Here is a 25,865-nt window from a genome sequence, read left to right as displayed (position 1 = left end):
CACAACGGAGTCTTAGGAAGAGGAATGATGGGCATCAAGAGCCGGCTTATACCGATGGTGGTGACCGCCGTCGTCTCGGTCCTGGCGTTCACCGCCTGCGGCGGCACGTCAACGCAAACACAGCAGACGCAGGCTGGACCCGCCACCGCACCCCTGCTTCGAATCGGTTCCCTGCAGGAGCCGACCAGCTACGACCCGGCACAGGCCAACGAAGGCCACTTGGCCCCGGTCTACCAAGCCGCCTACGATCCCCTGATCAAGCTCAACCCGGACGGCACGTTGAGTCCGATGCTTGCCACCTCGTGGGAGGCGAGCGCCGACAAACTCAGCTACACCCTGAAGCTGCGCACAGGCGTCAAGTTCAGCGACGGCGAGGTCTTTGACTCAGCTGCAGTGAAAGCCAACGTGGAGCACTTCAAAAAGGCCAACGGCCCACTGGCCAGCTCCTTGAAGTCCGTCGCGTCCGTGACAACTCCCGACCCGACCACCGCGGTACTGAAGTTGTCGGCGGCCGATCCCGGAATCCCATACTCACTGACGAATGCCGCTGGCTACATGGGCGCCCCCAACGCGCTGGAGACGCCGGGAATCAAGACCAACCCGGTAGGCACCGGCCCCTACATCCTGGATACCGCCAACACTGTGGCGGGATCCAAGATCTCGTACAAGCGGAACGATTCCTACTGGGGTGACAAGCTCCCGTATGACAAAGTCGAGTTCCAGATCCTGACAGACGAGACCGCACGCCTGAACGCCCTGAAATCAGGTCAGATTGACGCCGCGATACTTGCTCGCGCGGCGTCTGCAACCGACGCCGAAACGGCCGGGCTTTTGCACCAGCCGTATTCGACGAACTGGGAGGGCATCTTCTTCTTCGACCGTAACGGGACCATGACACCCGAGCTCAAGGATCCCCGCGTCCGCGAAGCCCTTACCCTGGCTATCGACCGTGACGCCCTCCTGCAGGCTGTCGCACTGGGCAAGGGCCAGCTGACCAGCCAGACCTTCCGCCCTAATGTCCCGGCTTACGATGCAAGCCTCGACGGCGCCTACAAGTACGATTCCGCACGCGCAAAGCAGCTCCTCAAGGATGCCGGCGCCGAGAACATGACCGTGACGCTGCCGATCAGCCCGGTCTTCGACCCCGCCATCTACGACTCCATCGAGCAGAACTGGAAGGCGATCGGCGTCAAGGTGGTCCGGCACCAATGGGGTCCCGGACAAGCAATCCCGTCAATGCTGCGGGGCGACTTCGCTGTTTCCTACATGAGTCTCGTACAGCGTGACGACTGGCGGAACATCCAGCTGCTCATTGCGCCCAATGCCCCGTACAACCCGCTGAAGTCCCAGACCCCTGAGCTGAACGCCCTGATCCAAAAGGTTCAGACCGGCGACGAAAAGACCGCAGGCGACGCAGCCAAGCAACTCAACCAGTACCTCATTGACCAGCACTGGTTCAGCCCCCTGTACCGCCTCGAGCAGTTTTTCTACCACAACGACAAGGTCGCCGTGGAGAACCAGGCCGAGCAAGCAGTTCCGTCCATTTACAACTACAAGCCCACGGGCAAGTAGCAACGAGGGTGCCGGGGCTGGAGACCCGGCACCCGTTTATCCGCTCCAGACCTGACCTGTACCCTGACCAAGGAGTCCAAGGTGACCAATTTCCTACTACGGCGGCTACTGTCCGCGGTGGTCCTCCTCTTGGCTGTGTCGTTCCTGGCCTATGTGCTGCTCTACCCGGCGGCCGGCGACATCGCCCGCAACATCCTCGGGGAGAACGCTTCAGAGGCCCAGGTGGCCCTGAAGAACCACGAACTCGGGTTGGATCAGCCCCTGCTCGTCCAGTACTTCACTTGGCTGATGAAGGCTCTCGGCGGCGACCTCGGCGCTTCCTACTTCGGCAGCGCTTCGGTGTGGAGCACCCTCATGGTCAGGCTGCCCGTGACGCTCAGCCTGGTAATCGTCGTGACCTTGTTGACCGGCGTGTTGGCGTTCGCTTCGGGTATCTACGCCGCAGTCCGGAAGGGATGGGTGGACCGCACGCTGCAGATCCTCGCCACGCTCGGGGACGCACTGCCATCCTTCATCGTGGCGCTGTTCCTTGTAACGTACTTCGCCATCCAGCTGAAATGGTTCCCGGCCACGGGCTTCATCCCCTTGACGGAATCGCCCAGCGGCTGGGTCCGGGCCATCACTTTGCCGGTGATCGCCCTCACCATTGGGGGCGTCGCCGGAGTCGCCACGCAGGTCCGAAGCGCCACGCTGGAGGTGCTTCGCCACGACTACATCCGCACGGTGCGCAGCCGGGGGCTCTCCGAACGGCGGATCATCCTCACTAGCGTCCTACGCAACGCGTCCACCAACGGCCTCACGACCATCGCGGTGCAGGTAGTCGGCATCCTGGGTGGCGCCGTCGTCATCGAATCGGTCTTCGCCCTCCCGGGCCTTGGCTCCCTGGCCGTCGAGGCGACCAGCCGCACCGACTTGCCTCTCGTCATCGGGGTAGTGCTCGCCGTCGTGCTCATCATCGTCATCGTCAATCTCCTCGTCGACGTCCTCGTCGCGTGGCTCAATCCGAAAGTGCGCCTGTCATGACCCTCGCGACAGAAGTCCCCACCGGCGTCGAACCCGTGGTTGCCCGCCCGGGCCTGGTCCGGCGCTTCCTTCGGAATCCCCTCGGTCTGGCATCCTGCATCGTCCTCGCAGTGATCATCGTCATCGCGATCGTCGTGCCGCTGCTCAGCCTGCTCGATCCAAACGCGGTTAACCTCAGGGAAGCCATGCAGCCGCCGAGCGGACGGCACTTCCTCGGCACGGACGGCTCTGGCCGGGACACCCTGAGCCGCCTCCTCTGGGGTAGCCGGGTAAACCTGATCGGTGCCGCCATCGCCCTCGTCGTGGCACTCGTAATCGGAGTGTCCGCCGGACTCGTCGCCGGCTACTACGGGGGCTGGTTCGACACCGCCTCGTCGTGGTTCAACAACCTCAACATGGCGCTGCCCGGCATCGTCGTCCTGCTGGCCGTGCGCGCCGTCGTCGGCCCCTCCGTTTGGATCGCAATGACCATTTTCGGCGTGCACCTGGCCCCCAGCTTCTACCGGGTGGTCCGCGGCGCCGTGCAGGCCGTGAAGAACGAACTCTACGTCGACGCCGCACGCGTCTCGGGACTGAGCGACGCACGGATTATCGCCCGGCACATCCTCACGGTTGTCCGCGCACCCGTCATCATCCAGGCAGCTCGAGTGGCCAGCATCGCCGTCGCGATCCAGGCCGGACTCGAGTTCCTCGGCGTCAGCGACAATTCTGTCCCATCCTGGGGCAATATGCTCAACGAGGGCTTCCGTAAGATCGCCCTCAACCCATCACTGATCCTTTGGCCGAGCCTGGCCATCGGCCTCATGTGCATGGCGCTGGTCCTCTTCGGCAACGCCCTCCGCGACTCCCTCGAGGAACGCGGCCATTCCGGCACGAGCGGGCGTGCGGCAAAAGCTCCGAAGGTTGCCGCGCCGGTTGCCGCACTGTCGGCAGGCAGCTCGATGACGGCGGCAGCGACACTCGCCACTGAGCACCCGAAAGAGGCGCTCCTGTCCGTCCAAGACCTCAAAGTGGCCTATGGCACCGGTGCCACGCAGAAAGAAGTAGTCCACGGCGTCAGCTTCCACGTGGGGCCTGGCGAAGTGCTGGGACTCGTGGGTGAATCCGGCTCCGGCAAGACCCAGACGGCCTTCGCCATCCTGGGTCTGTTGCCCGACGGCGGCCGCGCCAGCGGCGGCTCGATCATGTTCGACGGCAAGGAACTCACCGCGTTAGGGAAGGCGGAACGGGGGATACTCCGAGGCACCGACATCGCCTACGTCCCGCAGGAGCCCATGAGCAACCTGGACCTGTCTTTCCGGATCGGCTACCAACTCACAGTCCCCATGCGGAGGCGGCTTGGCCTGTCCAAGCCGGACGCCGAGAAACGCGCCCTTGCCCTGTTGGCCCGCGTGGGCATCGAAGACCCGGAGAAGACGTTCAAGTCCTACCCGCATGAGATCTCCGGTGGTATGGCGCAGCGCGTCTTGATCGCCGGCGCTGTGTCCTGCAACCCGCGCCTGCTCGTCGCCGACGAGCCGACCACGGCACTGGACGTCACCGTCCAGGCAGAAGTCCTGGACTTGCTGCGCGACCTGCAGCTGGAAACCGGAATGGCGGTAGTCCTTGTGACCCACAACTTCGGCGTCGTGGCCGATATCTGCAACAAGGTGGCGGTCATGCAGGCCGGCCGCATTGTGGAGATGGACGACGTCGAGAAGATCCTCAGCGATCCGGATCACGAATACACACGCAAGCTGCTCCGTTCCATGCTGGAGGACGGTCCGGCCCGCCCGTATCCGTTCGATGACGACGTACATTTCACCAACGACGCAATGACGTCCCCGACCCATGGCAGGGAGTAAGCGATGCCGAACAACAAGCGCCTCCTCGAGGTGGACGGCCTGGCCGTGGAGTACCCCGGCCAGGGCCGGAAGCCTGCTTTCCGCGCCCTCGAAGACATCTCGTTCTCCCTCCGCCCCGGCGAGACCCTGGGCCTCGTAGGGGAATCCGGCTCGGGCAAGACGACAATCGGGCGGTCCATCCTCGGCCTGGTCAAACCCACCGCTGGCCGGATCACCTTCGATGGCAAAGACATCACACAGGCCGGCCGCAATGAACGGCGGGCACTGAGCAGGGACATCCAGGTTGTCTTCCAGGATCCCTACACTTCGCTGAACCCGTCCATGACGGTGGAGGACATCCTCGCCGAGCCACTCACTATCCTGGGAACCAGCAGGAAAGACGCCATCCAGAAGATCCGGGGCCTCCTGGACAGCGTCCACTTGCCCTCGGATGCGGGGAGCCGCTTGCCGCGGGAATTCTCCGGCGGCCAGCGCCAGCGCATCGCCATCGCCCGGGCCATCGCCGTCGAGCCCCGGCTTATTGTCTGCGACGAGCCCGTGTCCGCGCTGGACCTCACCACACAGGCCCGGGTCCTGGACCTCCTCGTCGAAATCCAGGAGAGCACGGGAGTGTCCTACCTGTTTGTTTCCCACGACCTCAGCGTCATTCGGCACATCAGCCACAATGTGATCGTCCTCTACAAGGGGAGGATCGTCGAACACGGCCGGGCGGAGCAAGTGACGTCCGAGCCCGTGCACCCCTACACCCGAAAGCTGTTCATGTCCGCGCCGGTGCCCCATCCCACCCAGCAGCGCGAGCGGCGGGAAGCCCGGCGCCAGTTGGTGGCGGCCGCTGCGGAGCCGGCAGCATGAGCGTGGCGATACGAGACGAGTTCAGGCAGAGCCCGGACGGGGTAGCCTTCCGCGACCTGAACGGCAACGGTGTCATGGATCCATACGAGGATCCGCGGCGGCCCGTGCAGGAGCGGGTTGAGGACCTCTTAGGCCGATTGTCGCTCAAGGAGAAGGCCGGACTCATGTTCCACACGATGGCCAGCGCCACCGAGAGCGGCTCGCTTGACGACGACGCGCCACGCGCGGGCCGCTCCGGCGCAGCCGAGCTCGTTGGGGACAAACTCATCAACCACATCAACGTCCATTTCCTCCCCGAGCCCAGACTCGCAGCAAAGTGGGTGAACGAGGTGCAGAGGCGTGCAGCAGACACTCCGCACGGTATCCCCGTGACGCTCTCCACGGATCCCCGGCATTCCTTCGCCGAAAACTGGGGAGCGTCGTTCACGGCGATCCATTTCTCCGCGTGGCCCGAGCCGCTCGGCATGGCGGCGATCGGAGACGAAGAGCTGGTCCGCGAATTCGCCGGCATCGCCCGTAAGGAGTACACCGCCGTCGGAATTCGCGCCGCGCTGCACCCGACCATTGACCTGGCCACGGAGCCCCGGTGGGCCCGCCAGTACGGCACCTTTGGGCAGGACGCCGGCCTGGTGTCCCGGCTGGCTTTGGCGTACCTGGACGGTTTCGAGGGTGAAGCGCTCGACGACGGCAGCGTCGCCTGCATGGCCAAGCACTTCCCGGGCGGCGGTCCTCAACTCGACGGCGAGGACGCCCACTTCCCGTATGGCCGGGAGCAGGTCTACCCAGGCGGCATGTTCGACTACCACCTGGAGCCGTTCCGTCGGGTCATCTCCCGGGGGGTGTCCGCGATCATGCCGTACTACGGAATGCCGGTGGGCCTGGAGCTCGACGACGAGCCGGTTGAGGAGGTCGGCTTCGGCTACAACCGGCAGATTATCCGAGGCCTCCTCCGCGAGAAACTCGGGTACACCGGCGTCGTGTGCACGGACTGGGGACTGGTCACTGAATCCCGTCTTCACGGAAGGCAGTTGCCGCCGCGCGCATGGGGCGTCGAGCACCTTTCCGTCGAGGACCGGGTGCTGAAGATCATCGATGCTGGCTGCGACCAACTTGGCGGCGAAGAGTGCCCGGAAGTGGTGGTGGATTTGGTCCGCCAGGGACGGGTCAGCGAAGAACGGATCGACGAGTCCGTCCGCAGGCTGCTCAGAGTGAAGTTCCAGCTCGGCCTGTTCGATGACCCCTTCGTGGATGAATCCCTCGTAGAGCAACGGACGGGACTCCCTGAATTTGTCGATGCGGGCACTCGTGCCCAGGCCCGATCCGTGACGGTGCTGAAGAATTCTGCAGTCCACGACGGCGGGGCGGTTTCCGCCCTGAGGCCGATCCTGCCGCTCCGTCCCGGCACGCGGGTGTTCTCCCGGGAAGTCTCCCCGGAAGCGCTGGCCTTGGCCGGACTGGAACGCGCAGTCAACGCCGAAGACGCCGACGTCGCCATCGTACGGGTCAACGCCCCCTTCGATTTCCGTGACCAGTACATGCTTGAGTCCAGCTTCCATGCCGGGAGCTTGGAATTCGACGCCGAGACGGTCAAGACAGTGGGCCGGCTCGCGGAGGCGGTTCCCGTCGTCGTGGTTGCCCATTTGGACAGGCCGGCGGTCCTCACATCGCTGGAGCCACACAGCGCCGCCATCGCGGCGGTTTACGGTGCTTCGGACGCGGCTGTCCTGCAAGCGCTGACGGGTGCCGTGCGTCCGGAGGGACGCTTGCCGTTCCAGCTTCCTCGCTCCGAGGCGTCGGTGATAGCATCACGACCTGACGTCCCCGGAGACGCGGAGGATGCCCTTTACGAGTGTGGATTTGGGATGGAGCTATGACGGTGAAGAGTCCCGAAGTCCGGCCCCGCAGGGGTTCTTACGCGCGTGGACGGGCGACCAAGGAGAATATTCTCCGCAGCGCCTTGGACGTCATTGGCCGGAACGGCTACGGCGCCACGATCTTGCGGGACATTGCTGACGAGGTGGGCATGACGCAGGCCGGCCTCCTCCACCATTTCGACACCAAGGAAAAGCTGCTCGCGGAGGTCCTCCGGAAGCGTGACGAAGTCAACCGTGAGATCCTGACCCCTTCCTCGGACCTCGACGAGCTCCCGCTCATCATCAAGCTGGCGCACCACAACGTGGAAACGCCTGGCCTGGTGCAGCTCTACGTCAGGCTCCAGGCCGAGGCCGTCGATCCGGAGCACCCGTCCCATGAATATTTTCTGGACCGCGACGTGGTGACCCACAGCAGGGTGACCCGGGACATTGAACGGCGCCAGAAGGCGGGTCTTTTCGATCCGGAGGCCGACGCGGGGGTGGTGGCCCGCATGCTTCTGGCCCTCTCCGACGGCCTTCAGTCCCAGTGGGCGATCGATCCGACCATCGACCTGCCCGGAACCGTGGACGCCTTATGGAACAAGTACGCGCATCCCAGCGAGAGGCCGGCAGCCGAGAGCACCCAGCCCAACTAGCTAGCAGTAGTTGTCGTTTAGAAGGCTCAGAACGACATTAACTGCGAGTCAGTTGGGCAAGCAGGCGCCCTAGGTCACAGGGCCGTCAGTCCGCCGTCCACGGTGAACAGCCCGCCCGTGGCGTACACGGAGTCATCGCTGGCGAGGAACACCATGATGCCCTCGACGTCGGCCGCGGTTCCGGGGCGGCCCAACATCGTGGAGTCCACCAGGCCCGCGCGGCTCACTGGATCGTCCGCGATGGTCTGCACCAGCGGGGTCTCGGTGTAACCGGGAACAACCGTATTCACTCGGATTCCTTCGACCGCATAGTCGGCGGCCACCACCCGCGCAAGGCCATGCACCCCGGCTTTGGAACTCGTATAGGCGGTGAAGGTCTGCCCGCAAGCCACCACCGCGGTAGGGCTGCCGGTGCAGATAATGGACCCGCCGCGACCTTCCATGGCACGGACTGCGTGCTTGAGGGTCAGGAATGCGCCGCGCTGGTTGATGGCGACGGTTTTCTCCCAGACCGCCAGATCCAGGTCTCCCACGCGGGCATCTTGGCCGAATAGCTGTACCCCGGCATTGGCCACCACGACGTCCAGCGGGCCGCCCTCGGCAACGGCGGCGTAGGCCGCAACCACACTGGCTTCGTCCGAAATATCCATGCGCACAGCCCGGCCCAGGGCCGACCCCGTGACAGCGGCAGCCTTCTCGGCGGCTTCCAGATTGATGTCGGCGAAGTACACCCGGGCGCCTTCGACAACGAAGCGCTGGGCCACCGCCAGTCCTATGCCTGAGCCTGCGCCGGTGACCAGCGCGCTTTTGCCGTCAAGCCTATTGCTCATAGTGGTTCCTCTTTCAGTTCAGTCCACGCGGCGGACATCTGCAGTCCACGGCTCAAGTTCAAGATTGGTACTGTCGCCGCCCGGCAGCCGGACGACGACGCTCAGCGATTCGGCAGTGAGGTTAGCGGAAAACAAAACCGTCCGGCCGCCGTCGCGCACGGGATACAGCACGACGCCGGGCACCTCGCCGGCCACGTCAAGGACCTCGCACCCGCGCACGGCCGCGACGGCGGCCAGCAACTCGCCCGCAGGCGTGAGGCCGCCGGTTTCACGGATACCGCGCGGTCCTGTTGCCTCGAAATAGCTGACGGATTCGACGCCGGGAACGCTGAGCGCCGCGATGCTGCCCAATAGCCAAGCGGCTGTAAGTGTCGCAGGCTGCAGCGGGTCGGTGGCCATGGCTTCGGCTGCCGCCTCGTCGCCTTCGGTGGCGACGGCGTTGAACCGCGCCTTCAGGGTCACCGGCCCAAGGTGCAGCGGCCGTCCAGAGCCGATCCGCAGGGCATTGAGCGCGACGAGCCGCTGCATGGGCAGAGTTTCGACGACGTGCGGCACCTCGGTGGCGTGCATCTGCGGGGTGATGCTGAAGGACACGGCGTCGGCGTCCGGGGGGAGGCGGTCCGCGTTGCGGTTCAGCTCAGTGAAGTGCGACCGCGCGCCGGCAAGCAGTGCGCCGCTAAATCCGCGCCGCCGAGCCTGGTCCTTGAGTTCAACCCAGAGCCCCGGCTCCGTGACGTGGCTGGAAGCGTCGAACACCGCGAGCCGCACGACATCGCCCAACGTCAGGAGGTCGAGGAGTTCCCCGATGCGATCCGCCGAATCGACCGACAGACGCACATCCAGCGAAACGTCCAGATCTGCGGCTTCTGCCGTCGCGCGCCGGAGTATGTGTTCTGCGTCCAGGCCGGGCGCCAGCTCCAGAAGCAGCGCGTCCAAGCCGGGGATAGGTTCGGAACGGGTCTTGGATGTTGTCGTGGAAGCCGAGGTTGCCGAGACGGAGGTTGCCGAAACCGAAAGCGCCGGCACCCGGGCCGTGCCGCCGTCGAGCACTGTGAGCACACCGTCTGGCTGCCGAACTGACGGCGCCACAGGCCCGGGCGTCGCCGTCAGGAGCACCGACTGGTGGACGCGGTGGCCGGCGGAAATCTCCACCGGGAATGGTTTCGAGAGCGGCGTGCTGTACGTCTTGAACGAGGCGTCAGTCCAGTTCCGCTGGTCTTCGGTCTCGAAGACGTCGCCGTGGAAGTCGAGCCTGAATCGCGTTCCGTCGCGCTCCCATCCCATGGAAGAAACGTCCATGAAGGGTTGATGCGGACTGACGTCCATGGGGAAGAAAGACGGCGTGCTAGCGCCGCCGGGGCCGCCGATGCTCACCGCGCGGCCGGCGTCGTCGGGGCGATGCAAGACCACCAGCCCGATCCGGTTGCTGCGGAAGGGAGCGGGAGCGACGCCGTCGAACGTCATTTTGACACTGTCCTCCGTGAGGTGAATGGCGAGCTCGCCGGCGTAGCTGGAGCCGAAACCGGCAAAGTCGATGTCGAGCAGGAGCGTGACACCGCCGTCGCGGGCGTGTTGCGCGACCCGGCTGACAGTGGGCACGAGGGTGCGCCAGTCGTGATCGCGGACCACTGCCCGGATGGCGCGGAGGACCGGAATGCCGTTGAACGTGATGTCCGAGAGCTCATCGTTGCGCAGCTCGGCACGCCATCCTGCCGCCTCCACCGCTTCCGATGGAGCAAACAGCCTGGAGTGGTTTTCGTCATTGATCACAACAGGCCTTTGCAGCGAGGACGGAAGTAAGCGTAATCGGAATCAATTGTGATGCGCGCCATGCGACAAGTCAACCGGTTGACCAATATTTGAGAACGCAAGCGCGGCGTCCGCGTCGCGGGAGGTCACCTGAAGCAACGCCGCGAAACCCGGCGAAAGGCTTCGAAACCATTGTTGGTTCGCGCGCCACAGCCTGCCTAACCTCGATGCACGTGGTGTACCCGAGAGGCCAGGGAGCTGCCTGCAAAGCAGCGCACGCGGGTTCGAATCCCGCCACCACGTCTCATGTGTTGTCCCGGGCGAAAACGGCCCTGCGCGGGCGGCGAAGCTACTGGGCCGCGTCGTAGCCCGCCAGCAGACGGCGAGACGCCGTGCCCATGTGCGAGACCATGGCCTCTGTCACCGAGGCGGCGTCCCGGGACTCGAGGGCCTTGAAGATCGCTCGATGCTCGGCGAGCGCGGCGGCCGCGTGGCCTTCATCGGTCAGCGCCCGGTCCACCCAGATTCTCAAAAGCGACCTGATGCTTTGCAGGAGTTCCTGGAGGACCTGATTCCCTGAAGCGGACGCGATTTCCTTATGGAATGCTGCGTCGGCCTCGACGAAGACCGCGAGGTTGTCCAAGCCGGCCTCCATCGCGTCGAGGTTGGTTCGCATGCGCTCCAAGGCCTCGTCGGTAATGCGGGCCGCGGCCAATTGAACCGCCTGGACCTCCAGGCCACTGCGGAGTTCAACGAGTTCGCGCGTGCGTGGCTCGCCCAGCATGAGCCCCCAACTGAGGGTGCGGGGCAGCAATTCGGAGACGCCGTCGCGCAAGTACGTTCCGGATCCAGGCCGCACGATGACAATGCCGAGGATTTCCAAAGCGGCTAACGCTTCGCGAACCGCTGAACGCCCGACGCCGAGCGATGCCGCCAATTGCCGCTCGGCCGGGAGGCGCGTCCCCGCCGCGATGTCGCCGCTGGTGAAGTACGCGAGCAGCCTCTCTGCAACCTCGGAGACGACGGAGCCGTGCTCCATGGGGGCAAGGGCTGCCGTCATATGGGCCGCTGCGGCGGCGGAATTCGCTGACATCTTCACAGCGTAGCAACCGGATGACCAATTTCTGCCGCCGCGAAATCGCGGGTGCCGGCGTCACGCGGTCCCGCCGCCACGCGAGCCCGGCGTTCGCGAGCCCGGCGTTCGCGAGCCCGGCGTTCGCGAGCCCGGCGTCCGCGAGCCCGGCGTCCGCGAGCCCGGCGTCCGCGAGCCCGGCGTTCGCGAGCCCGGCGTCCGAAAATTGAGATCAGTCAACCGGTTGACCAATTTACGCTTCAGGGCTTATGGTTTTTATCACACGCTTAGCTCGGTCCTGAGGCATAGAAGTCCACGGATCGGCACTAAGAAAAACCCGAGCCGCCTGGTCCGCAGAAGGACAACGCGCCCCGGCAACCTCTAGGAGTCAATGTGGACACCACACAATCGGTGGTCGAAAGATCGGCCATCAAGAAGGTCGCGATCCGGCTGGTGCCGTTCGTCGCCTTGATGTTCTTCATCAATTACCTGGACCGGACGGCCATCTCGTTCGCCGGCCCCAACGGCATGAACAAGGACCTGGCGCTCTCCGCAGCGCAGTTCGGCTTCGCATCCGGAGTCTTCTTCATCGGCTACATCCTGCTGGAGATCCCCAGCAACCTGGCCTTGCACAAGTTCGGCGCACGCCGCTGGCTGGCCCGCATCATGGTCAGCTGGGGCGTTGTGTCCCTCGTGTTCACCTGGGTGGGCAACGTGGACCAGCTCTACATCCTGCGTTTCATCCTGGGCGTGGCCGAGGCCGGATTCTTCCCCGGCGCCATCCTCTTCCTGAGCCTCTGGGTCCCCGCAAAGCACCGCAGCAAGATCCTTGCCCTCTTCTACTTGGCACAGCCCTTGACCACGGTGATCGGTGCTCCGCTGGCCGGCGCGTTGATCCAGCAGCACGGCGTGTTCTTCGGCCTTGAAGGCTGGCGGTTCATGTTCTTCGGCGTCGCCATCCCGGCGATCGCCATCGGCGTCATCTCCTGGTTCTATCTGGCCGATTCCCCCGCCAAGGCCAAGTGGCTGACGTCGGAGGAAAAGACCTGGCTGACCGGTGCCCTCGCAAGGGAAAAGGCGACGACCGCTGCCAGCAACAAGCACGTCAGTGTCCGCACAGTGTTCGGCAACGGCCGCGTTTGGATGCTCTCCTTGATCTACTTCGGCTTCATTTACGGTCTCTACGCCTTGGGCTTCTTCCTGCCGACCATCATCAAGGGATTCGAGTCCCAGTTCGGCACGAAATTCGATGTCTTCCAGCAAGGCCTCATCACCGCCATCCCGTACTTGCCTGCCGCTGTCGTCTTGTACTTCTGGTCCAGGGACGCCACCAAGCGCGGCGTCAAGACGTGGCACATTGCGCTTCCCGCACTGACCGGCGCCGTCAGTATCCCGTTGGCGCTGTTCGCAGGATCCCCGGCTGCCACGATCGCCGTCATCACCATCACCGCCATGTCCATCTTCGCGGCACTGCCGAACTTCTGGACGGTGCCTACGCAGTTCCTCACCGGGGCAGCGGCCGCAGCCGGCATCGCGCTGATCAACACCGTCGGCAACCTGGCGGGCTTCAGCGCTGGCTACATCACAGGCTGGCTCAAGGACTGGACCGGAAGCTACGTGGTGCCCATGTTCGTGGTGGGTGGCTTCATGCTCCTGTCCTCGATCCTGATGGTTGTCCTCAGCCGCCGGGGCAAGGCCAGCGACGGCATCCCCGCCGAGGCACTGGATCCCGCAGGCGCCGGCCACCACGCAGAGCCCTAACCCCGCCCGGCACACCCAACTAGTCCCCACCGCCACCCTCGCCTCGCAAGCTCGGCCAGGGAACCCTGGCGGCGTGGGCCCACGCAGTTGTTGTCGTTTTGGGGGCTCAGAACGACAACAACTGTTAGTCAGTTGGGTCCCCATGCATCACGCCCCCAGTCCCGCCATCCGGCACCACCCCAATCCTCGCTATTAGGTCCAGGAGTTCCGCATGACCCGCTTGTTCAATGAACCCCCAGCCTTCGCTGACGAAATGATCGAAGGTTTCGTCGCATCGCACGGCCGCTGGGTACGGCGCGTCTCCGGCGGCGTTGCCCGCAGCACCCGGAGCACTCCCGGCACGGTAGCGCTGGTGATCGGGGGCGGTTCGGGCCACTACCCGGCTTTCGGGGGCCTCGTCGGCCAGGGCCTGGCGCACGGCGCAGCGATGGGCAATCTCTTCGCCTCGCCGTCCGCGCAGCAGGTCTACAACGTGGCCAAGGCTGCGGACAACGGCGGCGGCGTGCTTCTGGGCTACGGCAACTACGCCGGCGATGTCCTGCATTTCACCCAGGCCCAGGAGAAGCTCCGCAAGGAGGGAATCGACTGCCGCAGCATCGCGGTGACGGATGACATCTTTTCCGCCCCCGCAAGCGAGAAGGAGAAGCGCAGGGGTATCGCCGGGGACCTGACCGTCTTCAAGGTCGCGGCTGCAGCGTCCGAAGCCGGCTACACGATGGACGACGTCGTACAGATCGCAGAACGCGCCAACCACCGCACGCGCTCCTTCGGCGTCGCGTTCACCGGATGCACGCTTCCCGGTGCGGAGCAGCCGCTCTTCACCGTCCCCGAGGGTCGGATGGCCGTCGGCATGGGAATCCACGGCGAACCTGGCATCGGCGAAACGGACATCCCGACGGCGGACGAGCTCGCCGAGCTGATGGTCACCAAGCTCCTCGCCGAGGTTCCCGAAGGCGTCGAAATCAGCGCTGCCCGCGTCGTCCCGATCCTCAATGGCCTGGGCAGCGTGAAGTACGAGGAACTGTTCGTGGTGTACCGCCGCGTCGCGCAACTTCTCGCAGAAGCGGGGCTCGACGTCGTGGATCCGCAGGTGGGCGAGCTCGTGACCAGTTTCGACATGGCGGGCACATCCTTGACCCTCTTCTGGCTGGACGAGGAACTCGAACAATTCTGGCTCGCGCCGGCCGACGCGCCTGCTTTCCGCCGCGGCGCGATCACCTCGCAAGCCCTGGCAACCGACGCCGCAGGCACAGACAACGGCGAGCTGGCCGACGTCGAACTTTCCATCCCTGCCGCCTCGGCTGAGTCCCGCGCGGCCGCCGTCCGCGTCCTCGCCGCACTTGGCGCCGCCAAAAACGTCGTAGACGCCAACGCCGACGAACTCGGCCGGATCGATGCGATCGCCGGCGACGGCGACCACGGCATCGGCATGGAACGCGGAGTCCGCGCCGCCGTGGAAGCCGCGGCAGGCGCCGTCGAACGCGGTGCCGGTGCGGCCACCACCTTGCACTTCGCCGGGGACGCCTGGGCCGACAAGGCCGGCGGAACCTCCGGTGCGCTGTGGGGCATGGCGCTGCGGGCCGTCGGTGACGCCCTGGGCGACGCCAACGCGCCCGACGGCGGCGCTGTCGCCACCGGCGTGGCAGACGCTGCCGCGGCCATCATGAACTTCGGCAAGGCCAAGGTAGGCGACAAGACCTTGGTGGATGTCCTGGTCCCGTTCCGCAACGCCCTCGGAGCAGGGGTACAGGACGGCCGGTCCCTGACGGACTCGTGGGGCACCGCCGTCGTGGCAGCCCAACAGGCCGCGGAAGCCACCGCGAACTTGCTGCCGCTCATGGGCCGTGCCCGCCCGCATGCCGAAAAAAGCCTGGGCACCCCGGACGCCGGAGCTGTCTCGATGGCCCTGATCGTCAAGGCAATCCACGAGTCGCTTCTCAATGAGAACACCGTCGAAAACAGCATTAAGGAGACAGCATGAGCACCAAACTGCGCCTGGTCATCGGATCGGACGACGCCGGATTCGAATACAAGGAAGCCCTGAAGGCGGACCTCGAGTCCAGCGAACTGGTCGAATCCGTGACCGACGTCGGAGTGGACGCCATCAGCCACACCCCGTACCCCTCCGTGGCCATCGCTGCTGCCGAGCTCATCGCCGCGGGCAAGGCCGACCGGGCCCTGCTCGTGTGCGGCACGGGACTGGGGGTGGCCATCGCTGCCAACAAGGTCCCCGGCATCCGCGCCGTCACCGCCCACGACAGCTTCTCCGTGGAACGGGCCGTCCTGAGCAACAATGCCCAGGTCCTCACCTTCGGCCAGCGCGTCGTCGGACTGGAACTGGCCCGCCGCCTCGCCAAGGAATGGCTCACATACACCTTCGACGAGTCCTCTGCCTCCGCCGAGAAAGTCACGCTCATTAAGGACTACGAGGGTGTCACTTCCTGCTAAACCCGCCGGTGGCGGGACGAATGAGAAGGCCATCATCGGCGTCAGCCTGAAGATGTACTTCGGCTACCAACGCACGCTCGAATGGTGCCGCGCCGTGGCCGATATCGCCGCAGCCCACCCGGCCGTCCAAGACGGCAGCATCGAGCTCTTCGCCCTCCCCGCTTTCCCTGTCATCAGCGAGGCCGGGAGCGTCCTTGCCCCCTCCGGGACCGGGACGGGAGCCCAGGACATCTTCTGGGAAGACGAAGGCGCGTACACCGGTGAGGTCGGCGGTCCCATGATCACCGAACTCGGCGGGTCCTACGTAGAGGTGGGCCACGCCGAACGCCGCCGCATCTTCGGCGAAGACGATGACGTGGTCGGGCTCAAGACCGCGGCAGCCTACCGCAACGGGCTCACTCCTGTGCTCTGCATCGGCGAACCCGTGCAAGGCACGGCCGCAGAGGCTGTCGCCTACTGCGCCCGTGAGCTAGACGCGGTCCTTCATCGTGCATCCAGCCTCGATCTCGCCAAGCGGACGATCGTGGCCTACGAACCCCAGTGGGCCATCGGCGCACCGGAACCCGCGACGCCCGGATACATCAGCGCCGTGGTCCGGGGTTTGGACGAGCACCTCCGGAACCTTCCGGGACAGTCCGAGAGCCGGGTCATTTACGGCGGGAGCGCCGGCCCCGGACTGATCAGCCAACTGGACGTGTCCGTCGCCGGATTATTCCTGGGGCGCTTCGCGCACGATCCGGAAGCGCTCAAGACCATCCTTGATGAGGCAGCAGCACGCCTCGCGGCTACCGCTGCAGTTCCGGCAAACGGGGGGACAGTATGAGCCGCATCGGCCTCAGCAGCTACGCGTTCTTCTGGCAGCTCTCGGACGCCGTCTCGGCGCCGCTGAGCATCCACGACGCGCTGGCGCGCACCGCGGAATTGGGCGTGCAGCTGTTCCAGATCTGCGACTACGCTCCCCTTGAGCACATGTCCGGCCAGGAACTCGCCGCGGTCCGCGCCACCGCGGACTCCCTGGGCATCACGCTGGAACTCGGCACGAAGGGCATCCGCCCGGATCACCTGCACAGGTTCCTGCACATCGCTGTGGCCCTGGAAGCCAAGCTGCTGCGGACCATGTTCAACGTCCCCGGCCACACGCCCGACGCCGACGAAGCCACCGCGATCTTCACCGAGGTCCTGCCGGCCTTCGAAGCGGCAGGCGTGCGGATCGCCGTCGAAACCTACGAGCAGGTGCCCACCGCACGGATCCTGGAAGTGATCCGCCGGGTGGACAACCCGTACCTCGGCATCTGCAGCGACCCTGCCAACACCGTCGCGGCGCTGGAGATGCCCCGCGAGGTGATTGACGCCGTCGCGCCCTATGTCTTGAACATGCACATCAAAGACTTTGCGTTCAGCCGCCAGGAGGGGTGGGTCGGGTTCACGTACTCAGGCGCACCGCTCGGCGAAGGACTCCTGGACTACGACTACATGGCCGGAAAATTCCAGCCCGCGCAAAGAAACATCAACCAGATCGTCGAACACTGGCTGCCCTGGCAGGACTCCGAAGCGGAAACCATCCGCCTCGAAAACCAGTGGACCCAACAAAGCCTCGAATTCCTAAGGAGCAAGTGAAATGTCAGCAGAACAATTGACCGTCGCCGTTGTCGGAGCCGGTGGCAAGATGGGGATGCGCGTTTCCGCCAACCTCCAGAAGTCCAACCACACCGTCACCTACAGCGAGAACTCCCCCGCCGGCCAGGACCGCGTCCGCGCCGAAGGCCGCGAAATCACCGCAACGGACGACGCCGTCAAGGGCGCCGACGTCGTGATCCTTGCCGTGCCGGACACCGTCCTCGGCATCGTCTCCGAAGGCGTCGTCCCGCAGATGAAGCCGGGCTCGATCCTGCTCACCCTGGACCCCGCCGCCGCCTATGCCGGACTGCTGGCAAAGCGCGACGACGTCGTCCAGGCCGTCGCCCACCCCTGCCACCCGTCCGTGTTCCTCGAGCGCACCACCAAGGAAGAATGGGCCGACACCTTCGGCGGCCAGGGGGCCCCGCAGAACGTCGTCGCAGCCATCGACGAGGGCGCCCCCGCAGCAACCCGGGATGCAGCCGAAGCAACCATCCGCACCATCTACGCGCCGGTCATCGACGTCCACTGGGTCACCGTGAAGCAGCTCGCCATCCTCGAACCCACCCTCGTGGAGACTGTGGCCTGCATGATCGGCACCCTTCTCAACGAAGCCCTGCACGAGACCGTGCACACCGCCGGCGTTCCGGAAGAAGCAGCCAAGGCCATGCTGTTCGGCCACGTGCAGATCGCCCTGACCAACGCACTGCGCGGCTCCAACCCGTTCTCCGAGGCCTGCGAAATCGCCATCCAGTACGGCAAGGACACCATCATCAAGGACGACTGGAAGAAGATCTTCGACGACTCCGAACTCGACGGCGTCATCGCCAAGATGCTCAAGCTCGACGCCGTCAAGCGCTAGTCTCCTCCTCGCCACTCGCGAGATGGCAGTTCACTGCAATTACTGCCGCGAACTGCCATCTCGCAGTGCATTCCAAGCCTTTACTGCCCGGCCCGCGCCAGCCATCATGAAATCAGGCGCAGGACTTCGCCGACCGCTACAGCACGGCCGCTCCTTGCGCGGCGGAGGCGCAGCGACATGTCACCCAGGATCGAGCCCGCGGACGACGCCTTGGGAGGCACCGCCCCCGGCTCCCCGGACCGATTCCTGACCGACTACTACGAGCACGTGGCCGATGACGATGTCCGCGACTACACCACGGACACACTCCTGGAGCGTGCGCGGTACCATCGCTCATTGGCGGAACGGCGGGCTCCCGGTCAAGCTGTGATCGGCATCCTGAACGAGGCCGACGCCAGCCTCGTAGCTATTGTCACCGAGGACATGCCCTACCTGGTCCCGTCGGTCACCGCGGAAATTGCCAGGGACAACGCCTCCATCCGGCTCCTGGTCCACCCCATTTTCACAGTCACCCGTGATGCAGCCACCCATCGCCTGATCGACGTCCGCCGCGGTCCCCTGCGGACGGGACTCCCGTCCGGCGTCGAGCCTTCCGCAGCTGTCACCCCTATGGACCACGACGACGGCGGGCCGCTCACGGAGGCTTGGATCGCCGTCGAGATTTCCCGGCTTCCAGACGAAACGAGTGCCGAGCACCTCATTGAACGGCTGCAGACCGTCCTTGGCGATGTCCGGGCCGCCGCGGAAGACGCGGCTGCCATCCACCAGGAACTAGCCAACGAGGTCAGGGGCTTGGACGGGCTCGCGCAAGCCGCCCCCGCAGCGCGGGAGGTCCAGGAGTTGCTGCGCTGGCTGGACGACGGGAATTTCGTCTTCCTCGGCTACTGCGGCCGGAAGGGTCTCGGCCTGCTCAGGAATGTGGCGGCCACCGCGTCCGCAGGCGAGCCGTCCGCGGCGCCCCTCCTGACACTCACCAAATCGACGCTCCGCTCGACGGTCCTCCGGCGCGCCTACCTCGACGAAATCAGCCTCGGCGGGGCTGACGGAATCGGGGAGCGCACCTTCGTCGGACTTTTCGCTCCCAGCTCGGCGTCCCGCTCGGCACTCCAGATTCCCGTCATCAGGGACACCGTGGACGAGGTGCTGCGCACGTTCGACTACCCGGCCACATCACACCGAGGCAAGGAACTCCTGGCGGTGGTCGAGGCCTATCCGCGCGACGAACTCTTCCACATCGATGCCCGGCAGCTGGCCGAGCACGCGCGGGACATCCTGCGCCTCCAAGAACGGCACAGCACACGGTTGCTCCTTCGTCCGGACTCGCGCAACCGCTTCATGACAGCCCTGGTCTTCCTGCCGCGCCTACGCTTCAGCACGGCGGTCCGGCTCAACATTGAACGCGAGCTTCGCGATGCCTTCGGCTCCGAGGCCATCGAGTTCGAGCTCCGCCTGGGCGAATCCGCCATGGCCCGAGTGTTTTTCCGGGTCCTGTTGCCCCGCGAGGGGGCGCCCGCCGTCGTCGACCCTGCAGTACTGGAGCAGCGGATCATCGCCGCCACAAGGTCCTGGGCTGAAGGCCTGGACGAAGCCCTGCGGGCGAGGTTCCCCTCGGAGGAGGCCGCACGGCTCTCCCGGCAGTGGGCCACCGCCTTTCCGGCCAGCTACAAAGCAGACTACGAGGTGGAAGACGCGGTTCAGGACATCGTCCGGTTCGAGAGCTTCGCGCCCCGGGACGGAGACGTGACAGACGGCGACGCCGCGGACCCGCTGCTCACCGTCTACAAGCGCCCGGGAACTGCCGTCCTCGCTGAGGATGCGCGGATTCGGCTCTATTTGACCCGCCCGCAGAGCCTGAGCCAGATTTTGCCGTTCTTCCACAACCTGGGCTTGCGCGTGCTGGATCAGCGGCCGTTCGATGTGCAGCGTGCCGACGGGCGGTCCTTCTTCCTTTACGACCTCGGCCTCGTGTATCCGCGGGGAGTTGATCCCGTGGGAACCGGCGATCTGCTGGCCGCTTCGTTCTGTGCCGCGATGCGGGGAGACGCGGAGTCGGACGCCTTCGATATCCTGGTCATCCGGGAGGGGATCGACTGGCGGCGGACAGCCATCCTGCGCGCGTATGCGAAGTACCTTCGGCAGCTGGGGAGCACCAATTCCTACGGATTCATCGCGGATACCCTCCGTGAGAATGTGCGTGCAACCCACGCTTTGCTTTCGCTGTTCGAAGCGAAATTCGATCCGGACCGGTTCGAACCCGATCTGTTCGATCCTGAACTGCGCGCGCCGACGCCTGCTGAGCCGACGCCGTCTGAACCGACGCCGACCGGGCAGATTCCCGCTGGCGGCGATCTGTTCGAAACGGACCGCAGCAAATACAGCTCGCGGACACAAGCCACGAACGCCGCGCGCAAGGAACTGGCGGAAGCGATCGACGCCGTACCGGTCCTCGACGCCGACCGCCTGCTTCGTTCTCTGGCGAGCCTTGTGGAGGCCACCCTGCGCACCAACTTCTACCTGAACAAGCCGTATTTGAGTTTCAAGCTCAATCCCTCCTCTATCCCCGCCGCACCGGCACCCCGGCCACAGTTCGAAATCTGGGTCTACTCGCCGCGGGTGGAAGGCGTCCACTTGCGTTTCGGCCCGATTGCCCGCGGAGGCTTGCGCTGGTCCGACCGTCGTGAGGACTTCCGCACAGAGGTCCTGGGACTTGTGAAAGCCCAGACGGTGAAAAACGCCGTCATCGTTCCCACCGGAGCCAAGGGCGGTTTCTACCCCAAACAGCTCCCGGACCCCGCCGAGGACCGCGCGGCCTGGCTGGCCGCGGGTCAGGAAAGCTACCGGATCTTCGTTCGTGGACTACTGGACATCACGGACAACCTGGTTGCCGAACCCGACGGCGGTTCGCACGGCCGCGGTGTACCGCCGCAACGCACTGTTCCGCCGCAGCGCGTTGTTCCGCCGACCCGCGTGGTGAGGCACGACGGCGACGACTACTACCTCGTGGTCGCCGCTGACAAGGGCACAGCCACGTTCTCCGACATCGCCAACGACCTCGGCGCAGAGTACGGATTCTGGCTGGGCGATGCGTTCGCGTCCGGCGGTTCAGTGGGTTACGACCACAAGCAGATGGGCATCACGGCCCGAGGCGCCTGGGAGTCCGTGCGGCACCATTTCAGCGAACTGCTCATCGACTCCCGGACCGAGGATTTCACCGTGGTGGGCGTCGGCGACATGAGCGGCGATGTGTTCGGCAACGGCATGCTGCTCTCGAACCACATCAAGCTGGTGGCAGCCTTCGATCACCGGCACATCTTCCTGGATCCCGCCCCGGACCCAGCCACTTCCTTCGCCGAGCGGAAACGGCTCTTCAAGCTACCCCGTTCGTCCTGGGCCGACTACAACCCCGCGAAGCTCAGTCCCGGTGGAGGGGTGTTCTCCCGGGCCGAGAAGTCAATCAGCATCACCGAACCGGTCCGCCTCGCCTTGGGATTGGATGAGGGCACGACGGCGATGAGCCCGCCTGAGCTGCTCAGGGCCGTCCTCATGGCCCCCGTCGACCTGCTCTACAACGGCGGAATCGGCACCTACGTCAAGGCCTCCAGCGAGACGAATGCCGAGGTCGGAGACAAGTCAAACGATGCCATCCGGGTGGACGCCGCCCAACTGCGTACCCGGATCATCGCTGAGGGTGGCAATCTCGGCATAACCCAACGCGGCAGGATCGAGGCCGCGCTTGCCGGAATCCTCGTGAACACCGATGCCATCGACAACTCCGCCGGCGTGGACTGCTCGGACCACGAGGTGAACATCAAGATCTTCCTCGACCGGATGATCGCCGCGGGCAAGATGTCCCCGGATGAAAGAACGAAATTCCTGCACTCACTCCAGGACGAGGTGGGGCGGCTCGTGCTGAAAACCAACGTTGACCAAAACGTCCTCCTCCTCAATGACAAACAGCTGGTCCTTGAGTGGAGCCCGAGCTTCGAACGGACTATGGACTGGCTCGAATCAGCCACGGACCTGGACCGGCAGCTCGAAGGCCTGCCGACTACCGAGGAAATCCAGGCACGCGTAGGGACCGGAGTTGGACTGACCTCGCCCGAACTGGCTGTGCTGGCGGCCTATGCCAAGATCGAGCTCGTCCGGGAACTGACGGAGGGCGGGCTCGCTGACGATCCGTGGTTCTCGCAAACGCTGCGCGAGTATTTCCCCCGCCAACTTTCAGAACGGTTCGGCGATGACCTCTCCACGCATCCCTTGCGCCGCCAAATCGTCGCCACCGTGGTGGCCAACGACATGATCAACCTCGGCGGCATAGCGTTTGCATTCCGCGCGATGGAGGAAACCACGGTTTCGGCGGCCGCGGTGGCGCGTGGATTCGTGGTCATGCGCCGAATCTGGGATTTCGATTCGGTCACTGAAGCCATCGCCCGGGTGCCGGCAAGCATCCCGCGCGAGCACGGATGCGCTGTGGCACTGGACATGCGCCGCCTCCTCGACCGGTCCACCCGTTGGTACGTCACCCACGATTTCCGGGACAAGCCCATTGCGGACGCCCTCGCGCGGCTCGAACGGACCATGTCGCTGATGCGGGCAAATTTCACGCGCCTCCTGCACGGGATCAACCTGCAACACTCGTTGACGCGCCTCGCCCATTCGGATTCGGTGGGCTTGCCACACGAACTGGGACTTCGAGCCTCGGAACTCCTCGTCAGCTACGGCCTTCTGGACATTTCCGCGATTGCCGAGGAATTGCAGGAGCCCGTTGAGGACGTGGCGGAGGTCTACTTCGCCGTGTTCGAACGGATCTCGGCTATCCCCCTGTTGGAACACATCACGCTGTTGCCGCGGGACACCCACTGGGAGGCCTTGGCCCGGGCAGCCCTCCGTGACGACATGTACCTGGTCCTTGCCGACATGACCAAGGCCGTAGTCCGGCATACTCCCCGCTCCTCCGAGGCAGTCGCCGACCCCGTAGCGAGGATCATGGATTGGGAACGCGGAAACATCGAACAACTCGCCCGCATCCAGGACACCATCAAGGAAGCCATCAAGCCCGGCCCGGTAGACATCGCGGCACTCTCCGTGGCCGTGAAGCTACTGCGCGCTATGGTCCGCCGGTGATCCAGCTCCCAGAATGCCGGACATCCCATGACACTTTGCTATCTTTTTATGCAGGAATTGCCGCTCCCCCCTGCGGCACCCTGCAGAAGGAGCCCCCCAATGAACACCGCAACAATAGAACGCAACGAAATCCATTTGTCCTTTGCGTCCGTCGACGAAGTCCATGCAGGACTTGACGAAGCCGTCAGCTCGCTCATCGAAGCCGCTGCCGACAACGGCAGCTGCGGGATCCTGGTGACCCGCCGGGAGCCTGGAAACTACACGGTTGCCTTGGACGAGTCGGTCCCGTTCGGCCAGACCCGCGAGGTCCTCGCCGCCTAGGAAGCCTAGGAACAGGTTCGCACAACAAAACCGGGGCTTGTTTTCCAGACCACGCCAAGAAGGCGCGGAATGGGAAACAAGCCCCGGTTCTTTAAGCGGTCATCACACCCGGCGCAACTCCACGCCGTCGGACTTCATGAAAAGCTGTTTGGCGGCTTCGTCGGCGCCAGGCCCTGCGGGTTCAAGCCACACAACGTTGCCGCTGCCCGAGACTTCCTGCACCTCCCCCGCCGCGACCACATGTGCGTGCCTTACGACTTCGATCCGCTCCCCCACCTTCAACGTTCCCCAGTTGGAAACGACGGCGGACTGTGCGATTCGCCTGGACAGGACTGTCCCGCGTGCCTTCATTGAACTTCTACCCCTTTGTGGATGTTCGTTGTTTTCAGTTGTAAACGGACTTTCCCGGCAGGCCCACGACATCGTCGGCGCGGACATGCCGTACCTCATAAGTTCTACTACACAGAAAGCGCCCCGAGGTACGTTTTGCCAAACATTTCCGGGGCGCTTCCTATTGTTCACTCGAACAGTATTTTGTTCGGCGTCAGGCGAGAATTCCGACGGCGGATTCGGCGGCCGCTCGCACGTCGCCGGCGCCTACAAGACGGTCTGCCGCTTCCAGTTCAGGTGAGAGGAAACGGTCAGTTCCGGGACCGTCGACGACGCCGCGCAGCACCTCGATCACGGCGGTGCCGGCTGGCCCCGGAGTGAGTTCCCCACCGGACAGTTTGGTGCGGATGTCGAGGGCACGGGCGCTCGTCACGAGTTCCACGGCCAGGACCCGGCGCAGGTTCTCGATGGCCTTGCGGAGCTTGCGGGCCGCGTGCCAACCCATGGAGACGTGGTCTTCCTGCATGGCGGAGCTCGGGATGGAGTCCACCGATGCCGGAACGGCCAGTCGCTTGTTGTCCGAGACGAGTCCGGCCTGGGTGTATTGGGCGATCATGAGGCCCGAGTCCACGCCGGGATCGTCGGCAAGGAACGCCGGGAGTCCGTGCGAGCGGGCCGGGTCCAGCATGCGGTCCGTGCGGCGCTCGGCGATGGAGGACAGGTCTGCCACAGCGATGGCCAGGAAGTCCAGCACGTAGGCCACGGGAGCGCCGTGGAAGTTGCCATTGGAGGACACGCGGCCGTCCGGGAGCACCACGGGGTTGTCGATGGCTGCTGCCAGCTCGCGGGAGGCCACGAGTTCAGCGTGCGTCACGGTGTCGCGGACCGCGCCGGCAACCTGGGGTGCGCAGCGGAGCGAGTACGCGTCCTGGACCTTGGTGTCGTTGACGCGGTGCGAAGCAACGATCGGCGAGTTGGAAAGCACGCGCAACATGTTGTCTGCGCTTGCAGCCTGGCCCGGGTGGGGCCGCAGGGCCGCGTGGAGCTCCGGCAGGAACACCTGGTCGGTGCCGAGCAGCGCCTCGACGCTGAGCGCGGCGGTGATGTCCGCCGTCGTAAGCAGCAGGTGCAGGTCGGCGATGGCCATCAGGAGCATGCCGAGCATGCCCTCGGTGCCGTTGACCAGCGCGAGGCCTTCCTTTTCCGCGAGGACCACCGGCTCGATGCCGTGCGCGGCGAGGAGCTCGGCAACCGGCTTCTTTCCGGCGGCGCCGTAGAGCTCGCCGTCGGGGCCGGTGGCTTCGCCTTCGCCCATCAGGACCAGGGCGCAGTGGGACAGCGGTGCGAGGTCGCCCGAGCAACCCAGGGAGCCGAATTCACGGACAACGGGGGTGATGCCCGCGTTGAGGACGTCCACCATGGTCTGCAGGACCACGGGACGAACGCCCGTGCGGCCCGAGGCCAGGGTCTTGGCGCGCAGGAACATGATGCCGCGGACCACTTCGCGCTCCACTGCCGGGCCCATGCCGGCGGCGTGGCTGCGGATGAGCGACTTCTGCAACTGGGTGCGGAGTTCGTTGGGGATGTGGCGGTTTGCCAGGGCACCGAAGCCCGTGGAGACGCCGTACGCCGGAACTTCGCTGTGGGCGAGGCCGTCGATGTGGGCGCGGACCTTGGCGACCGTGTCCAGGGCTTCCTGGGAGATGGTCACCTTGGCGTCGTAGCGCGCGACGGCGACGACGTCCTCGGGCGTGACTCCGCTGGAGCCGAGGATGACCGTCTGGCGGCCAAGGGATGTTGCTGTGATGGTCATTTTTCCTCGTTCTTCCCAACTAGCTGGCAGTTGTTGTCGTTTTGGGGTCCCATAACGACAACTATTGCGAGCTAGTTGGGGTTGTCGGGTCTGGTTAGCGGGTTTCTTCCATGGGGATGCGGACGCCGCGTTCGTGGG

General features: G+C 65.1%; 20 protein-coding genes and 1 tRNA gene. 16 read left to right on the top strand and 5 right to left on the bottom strand.

The features are described from left to right. Positions 1-24 precede the first annotated feature (24 nt). The 6 genes from AC4CS3_RS06875 to AC4CS3_RS06850 all read left to right on the top strand — a co-directional run bounded on the left by AC4CS3_RS06875 (position 25) and on the right by AC4CS3_RS06850 (position 7,800). Positions 25-1,572, top strand: a complete 1,548-nt coding sequence (locus AC4CS3_RS06875) for an ABC transporter substrate-binding protein (RefSeq protein WP_490782782.1) — start codon at positions 25-27, stop codon at positions 1,570-1,572. An 81-nt stretch (positions 1,573-1,653) separates the two neighbouring features. Then, positions 1,654-2,595 (top strand): ABC transporter permease, encoded by a 942-nt coding sequence (locus AC4CS3_RS06870; RefSeq protein WP_490782781.1) that lies wholly within the window; start codon positions 1,654-1,656, stop codon positions 2,593-2,595. Beyond that, a complete protein-coding gene (locus tag AC4CS3_RS06865) occupies positions 2,592-4,439 on the top strand; it encodes a dipeptide/oligopeptide/nickel ABC transporter permease/ATP-binding protein (protein WP_490782780.1) in 1,848 nt (615 codons plus the stop codon). The genes AC4CS3_RS06870 and AC4CS3_RS06865 overlap by 4 nt, the downstream gene beginning before the upstream one ends. Positions 4,440-4,442: 3 nt before the next feature. Then, positions 4,443-5,291 carry an ATP-binding cassette domain-containing protein gene (locus AC4CS3_RS06860; protein WP_490782779.1) on the top strand — a complete coding sequence of 283 codons (849 nt, stop codon included), beginning with the start codon at positions 4,443-4,445 and terminating at the stop codon, positions 5,289-5,291. Next, positions 5,288-7,165, top strand: coding sequence for a glycoside hydrolase family 3 protein (locus AC4CS3_RS06855; RefSeq protein WP_490782778.1), 1,878 nt, complete (start codon positions 5,288-5,290; stop codon positions 7,163-7,165). The genes AC4CS3_RS06860 and AC4CS3_RS06855 overlap by 4 nt, the downstream gene beginning before the upstream one ends. A gap of 2 nt (positions 7,166-7,167) precedes the next feature. Next, complete coding sequence (locus AC4CS3_RS06850; RefSeq protein WP_490782777.1) at positions 7,168-7,800, top strand: TetR family transcriptional regulator; 633 nt, start codon at positions 7,168-7,170, stop codon at positions 7,798-7,800. Positions 7,801-7,874: 74 nt separating this feature from the next. Here the strand turns inward: AC4CS3_RS06850 and AC4CS3_RS06845 are convergent, their stop codons facing one another. Continuing rightward, the gene (locus AC4CS3_RS06845) at positions 7,875-8,630 is read right to left on the bottom strand and encodes an SDR family NAD(P)-dependent oxidoreductase (protein WP_490782776.1); all 756 of its coding nucleotides are present in this window, start codon (positions 8,628-8,630) and stop codon (positions 7,875-7,877) included. A gap of 18 nt (positions 8,631-8,648) precedes the next feature. After that, positions 8,649-10,400, bottom strand: a complete 1,752-nt coding sequence (locus AC4CS3_RS06840) for a D-apionate lactonase family protein (RefSeq protein ID WP_490782775.1) — start codon at positions 10,398-10,400, stop codon at positions 8,649-8,651. Positions 10,401-10,611: 211 nt separating this feature from the next. Here AC4CS3_RS06840 and AC4CS3_RS06835 point away from each other — a divergent pair. Beyond that, positions 10,612-10,682, top strand: a tRNA-Cys gene (locus AC4CS3_RS06835). A gap of 46 nt (positions 10,683-10,728) precedes the next feature. On the opposite strand, the gene AC4CS3_RS06830 is transcribed toward AC4CS3_RS06835, so the two are convergent. Next, positions 10,729-11,472 carry a FadR/GntR family transcriptional regulator gene (locus tag AC4CS3_RS06830; RefSeq protein ID WP_490782774.1) on the bottom strand — a complete coding sequence of 248 codons (744 nt, stop codon included), beginning with the start codon at positions 11,470-11,472 and terminating at the stop codon, positions 10,729-10,731. Positions 11,473-11,492: 20 nt separating this feature from the next. On the opposite strand from AC4CS3_RS06830, the gene AC4CS3_RS06825 reads away from it, so the two are divergent. The 9 genes from AC4CS3_RS06825 to AC4CS3_RS06785 all read left to right on the top strand — a co-directional run bounded on the left by AC4CS3_RS06825 (position 11,493) and on the right by AC4CS3_RS06785 (position 23,584). Continuing rightward, positions 11,493-11,681, top strand: coding sequence for a hypothetical protein (locus tag AC4CS3_RS06825; protein ID WP_490782773.1), 189 nt, complete (start codon positions 11,493-11,495; stop codon positions 11,679-11,681). Positions 11,682-11,844: 163 nt separating this feature from the next. Then, complete coding sequence (locus tag AC4CS3_RS06820) at positions 11,845-13,212, top strand: MFS transporter (protein ID WP_490782772.1); 1,368 nt, start codon at positions 11,845-11,847, stop codon at positions 13,210-13,212. Positions 13,213-13,423: 211 nt separating this feature from the next. Next, on the top strand, positions 13,424-15,193 hold the full coding sequence (locus AC4CS3_RS06815) for a dihydroxyacetone kinase family protein (RefSeq protein ID WP_490782771.1): 1,770 nt from the start codon (positions 13,424-13,426) through the stop codon (positions 15,191-15,193). Beyond that, positions 15,190-15,660: a ribose-5-phosphate isomerase gene (locus tag AC4CS3_RS06810; RefSeq protein ID WP_234752804.1), complete on the top strand. Its 471-nt coding sequence runs from the start codon at positions 15,190-15,192 to the stop codon at positions 15,658-15,660. Before AC4CS3_RS06815 ends, AC4CS3_RS06810 begins: the two co-directional genes overlap by 4 nt. Then, entirely contained in the window at positions 15,644-16,483 is an 840-nt protein-coding gene (locus tag AC4CS3_RS06805; RefSeq protein ID WP_490782770.1) for a triose-phosphate isomerase family protein, read from the top strand. The genes AC4CS3_RS06810 and AC4CS3_RS06805 overlap by 17 nt, the downstream gene beginning before the upstream one ends. Further along, positions 16,480-17,277, top strand: coding sequence for a sugar phosphate isomerase/epimerase family protein (locus AC4CS3_RS06800; RefSeq protein WP_490782769.1), 798 nt, complete (start codon positions 16,480-16,482; stop codon positions 17,275-17,277). The genes AC4CS3_RS06805 and AC4CS3_RS06800 overlap by 4 nt, the downstream gene beginning before the upstream one ends. 1 nt (position 17,278) lies before the next feature. Continuing rightward, on the top strand, positions 17,279-18,139 hold the full coding sequence (locus AC4CS3_RS06795; RefSeq protein ID WP_490782768.1) for a phosphogluconate dehydrogenase C-terminal domain-containing protein: 861 nt from the start codon (positions 17,279-17,281) through the stop codon (positions 18,137-18,139). Between the two features lie 177 nt (positions 18,140-18,316). Further along, positions 18,317-23,263 carry an NAD-glutamate dehydrogenase gene (locus AC4CS3_RS06790; RefSeq protein ID WP_490782767.1) on the top strand — a complete coding sequence of 1,649 codons (4,947 nt, stop codon included), beginning with the start codon at positions 18,317-18,319 and terminating at the stop codon, positions 23,261-23,263. A 99-nt stretch (positions 23,264-23,362) separates the two neighbouring features. After that, a complete protein-coding gene (locus AC4CS3_RS06785; protein WP_490782766.1) occupies positions 23,363-23,584 on the top strand; it encodes a hypothetical protein in 222 nt (73 codons plus the stop codon). Positions 23,585-23,686: 102 nt separating this feature from the next. Here AC4CS3_RS06785 and AC4CS3_RS06780 read toward each other — a convergent pair whose 3' ends face one another. Then, a complete protein-coding gene (locus AC4CS3_RS06780) occupies positions 23,687-23,935 on the bottom strand; it encodes a hypothetical protein (protein WP_059388455.1) in 249 nt (82 codons plus the stop codon). A 193-nt stretch (positions 23,936-24,128) separates the two neighbouring features. After that, a complete protein-coding gene (gene hutH / locus AC4CS3_RS06775) occupies positions 24,129-25,727 on the bottom strand; it encodes a histidine ammonia-lyase (RefSeq protein WP_490782765.1) in 1,599 nt (532 codons plus the stop codon). Positions 25,728-25,865: the final 138 nt, after the last annotated feature.

This window comes from Arthrobacter sp. SE2, assembly GCF_058244265.1.
The sequence above is the reverse complement of the archived record's forward strand: the minus strand, read 5'-3'. Positions and strand labels throughout refer to the sequence as shown.

Excerpts from the sequence above, each read along its gene's own strand:
- AC4CS3_RS06815 (WP_490782771.1), top strand. The coding sequence starts at position 13,424 with ATGACCCGCTTGTTCAATGAACCCCCAGCCTTCGCTGACGAAATGATC.
- AC4CS3_RS06845 (WP_490782776.1), bottom strand. The coding sequence starts at position 8,630 with ATGAGCAATAGGCTTGACGGCAAAAGCGCGCTGGTCACCGGCGCAGGC.
- hutH (WP_490782765.1), bottom strand. The coding sequence starts at position 25,727 with ATGACCATCACAGCAACATCCCTTGGCCGCCAGACGGTCATCCTCGGC.
- AC4CS3_RS06830 (WP_490782774.1), bottom strand. The coding sequence starts at position 11,472 with ATGTCAGCGAATTCCGCCGCCGCAGCGGCCCATATGACGGCAGCCCTT.
- AC4CS3_RS06855 (WP_490782778.1), top strand. The coding sequence starts at position 5,288 with ATGAGCGTGGCGATACGAGACGAGTTCAGGCAGAGCCCGGACGGGGTA.
- AC4CS3_RS06780 (WP_059388455.1), bottom strand. The coding sequence starts at position 23,935 with ATGAAGGCACGCGGGACAGTCCTGTCCAGGCGAATCGCACAGTCCGCC.
- AC4CS3_RS06810 (WP_234752804.1), top strand. The coding sequence starts at position 15,190 with ATGAGCACCAAACTGCGCCTGGTCATCGGATCGGACGACGCCGGATTC.
- AC4CS3_RS06860 (WP_490782779.1), top strand. The coding sequence starts at position 4,443 with ATGCCGAACAACAAGCGCCTCCTCGAGGTGGACGGCCTGGCCGTGGAG.
- AC4CS3_RS06800 (WP_490782769.1), top strand. The coding sequence starts at position 16,480 with ATGAGCCGCATCGGCCTCAGCAGCTACGCGTTCTTCTGGCAGCTCTCG.
- AC4CS3_RS06865 (WP_490782780.1), top strand. The coding sequence starts at position 2,592 with ATGACCCTCGCGACAGAAGTCCCCACCGGCGTCGAACCCGTGGTTGCC.
- AC4CS3_RS06790 (WP_490782767.1), top strand. The coding sequence starts at position 18,317 with ATGTCACCCAGGATCGAGCCCGCGGACGACGCCTTGGGAGGCACCGCC.
- AC4CS3_RS06825 (WP_490782773.1), top strand. The coding sequence starts at position 11,493 with ATGACCAATTTCTGCCGCCGCGAAATCGCGGGTGCCGGCGTCACGCGG.
- AC4CS3_RS06785 (WP_490782766.1), top strand. The coding sequence starts at position 23,363 with ATGAACACCGCAACAATAGAACGCAACGAAATCCATTTGTCCTTTGCG.
- AC4CS3_RS06795 (WP_490782768.1), top strand. The coding sequence starts at position 17,279 with ATGTCAGCAGAACAATTGACCGTCGCCGTTGTCGGAGCCGGTGGCAAG.
- AC4CS3_RS06875 (WP_490782782.1), top strand. The coding sequence starts at position 25 with ATGATGGGCATCAAGAGCCGGCTTATACCGATGGTGGTGACCGCCGTC.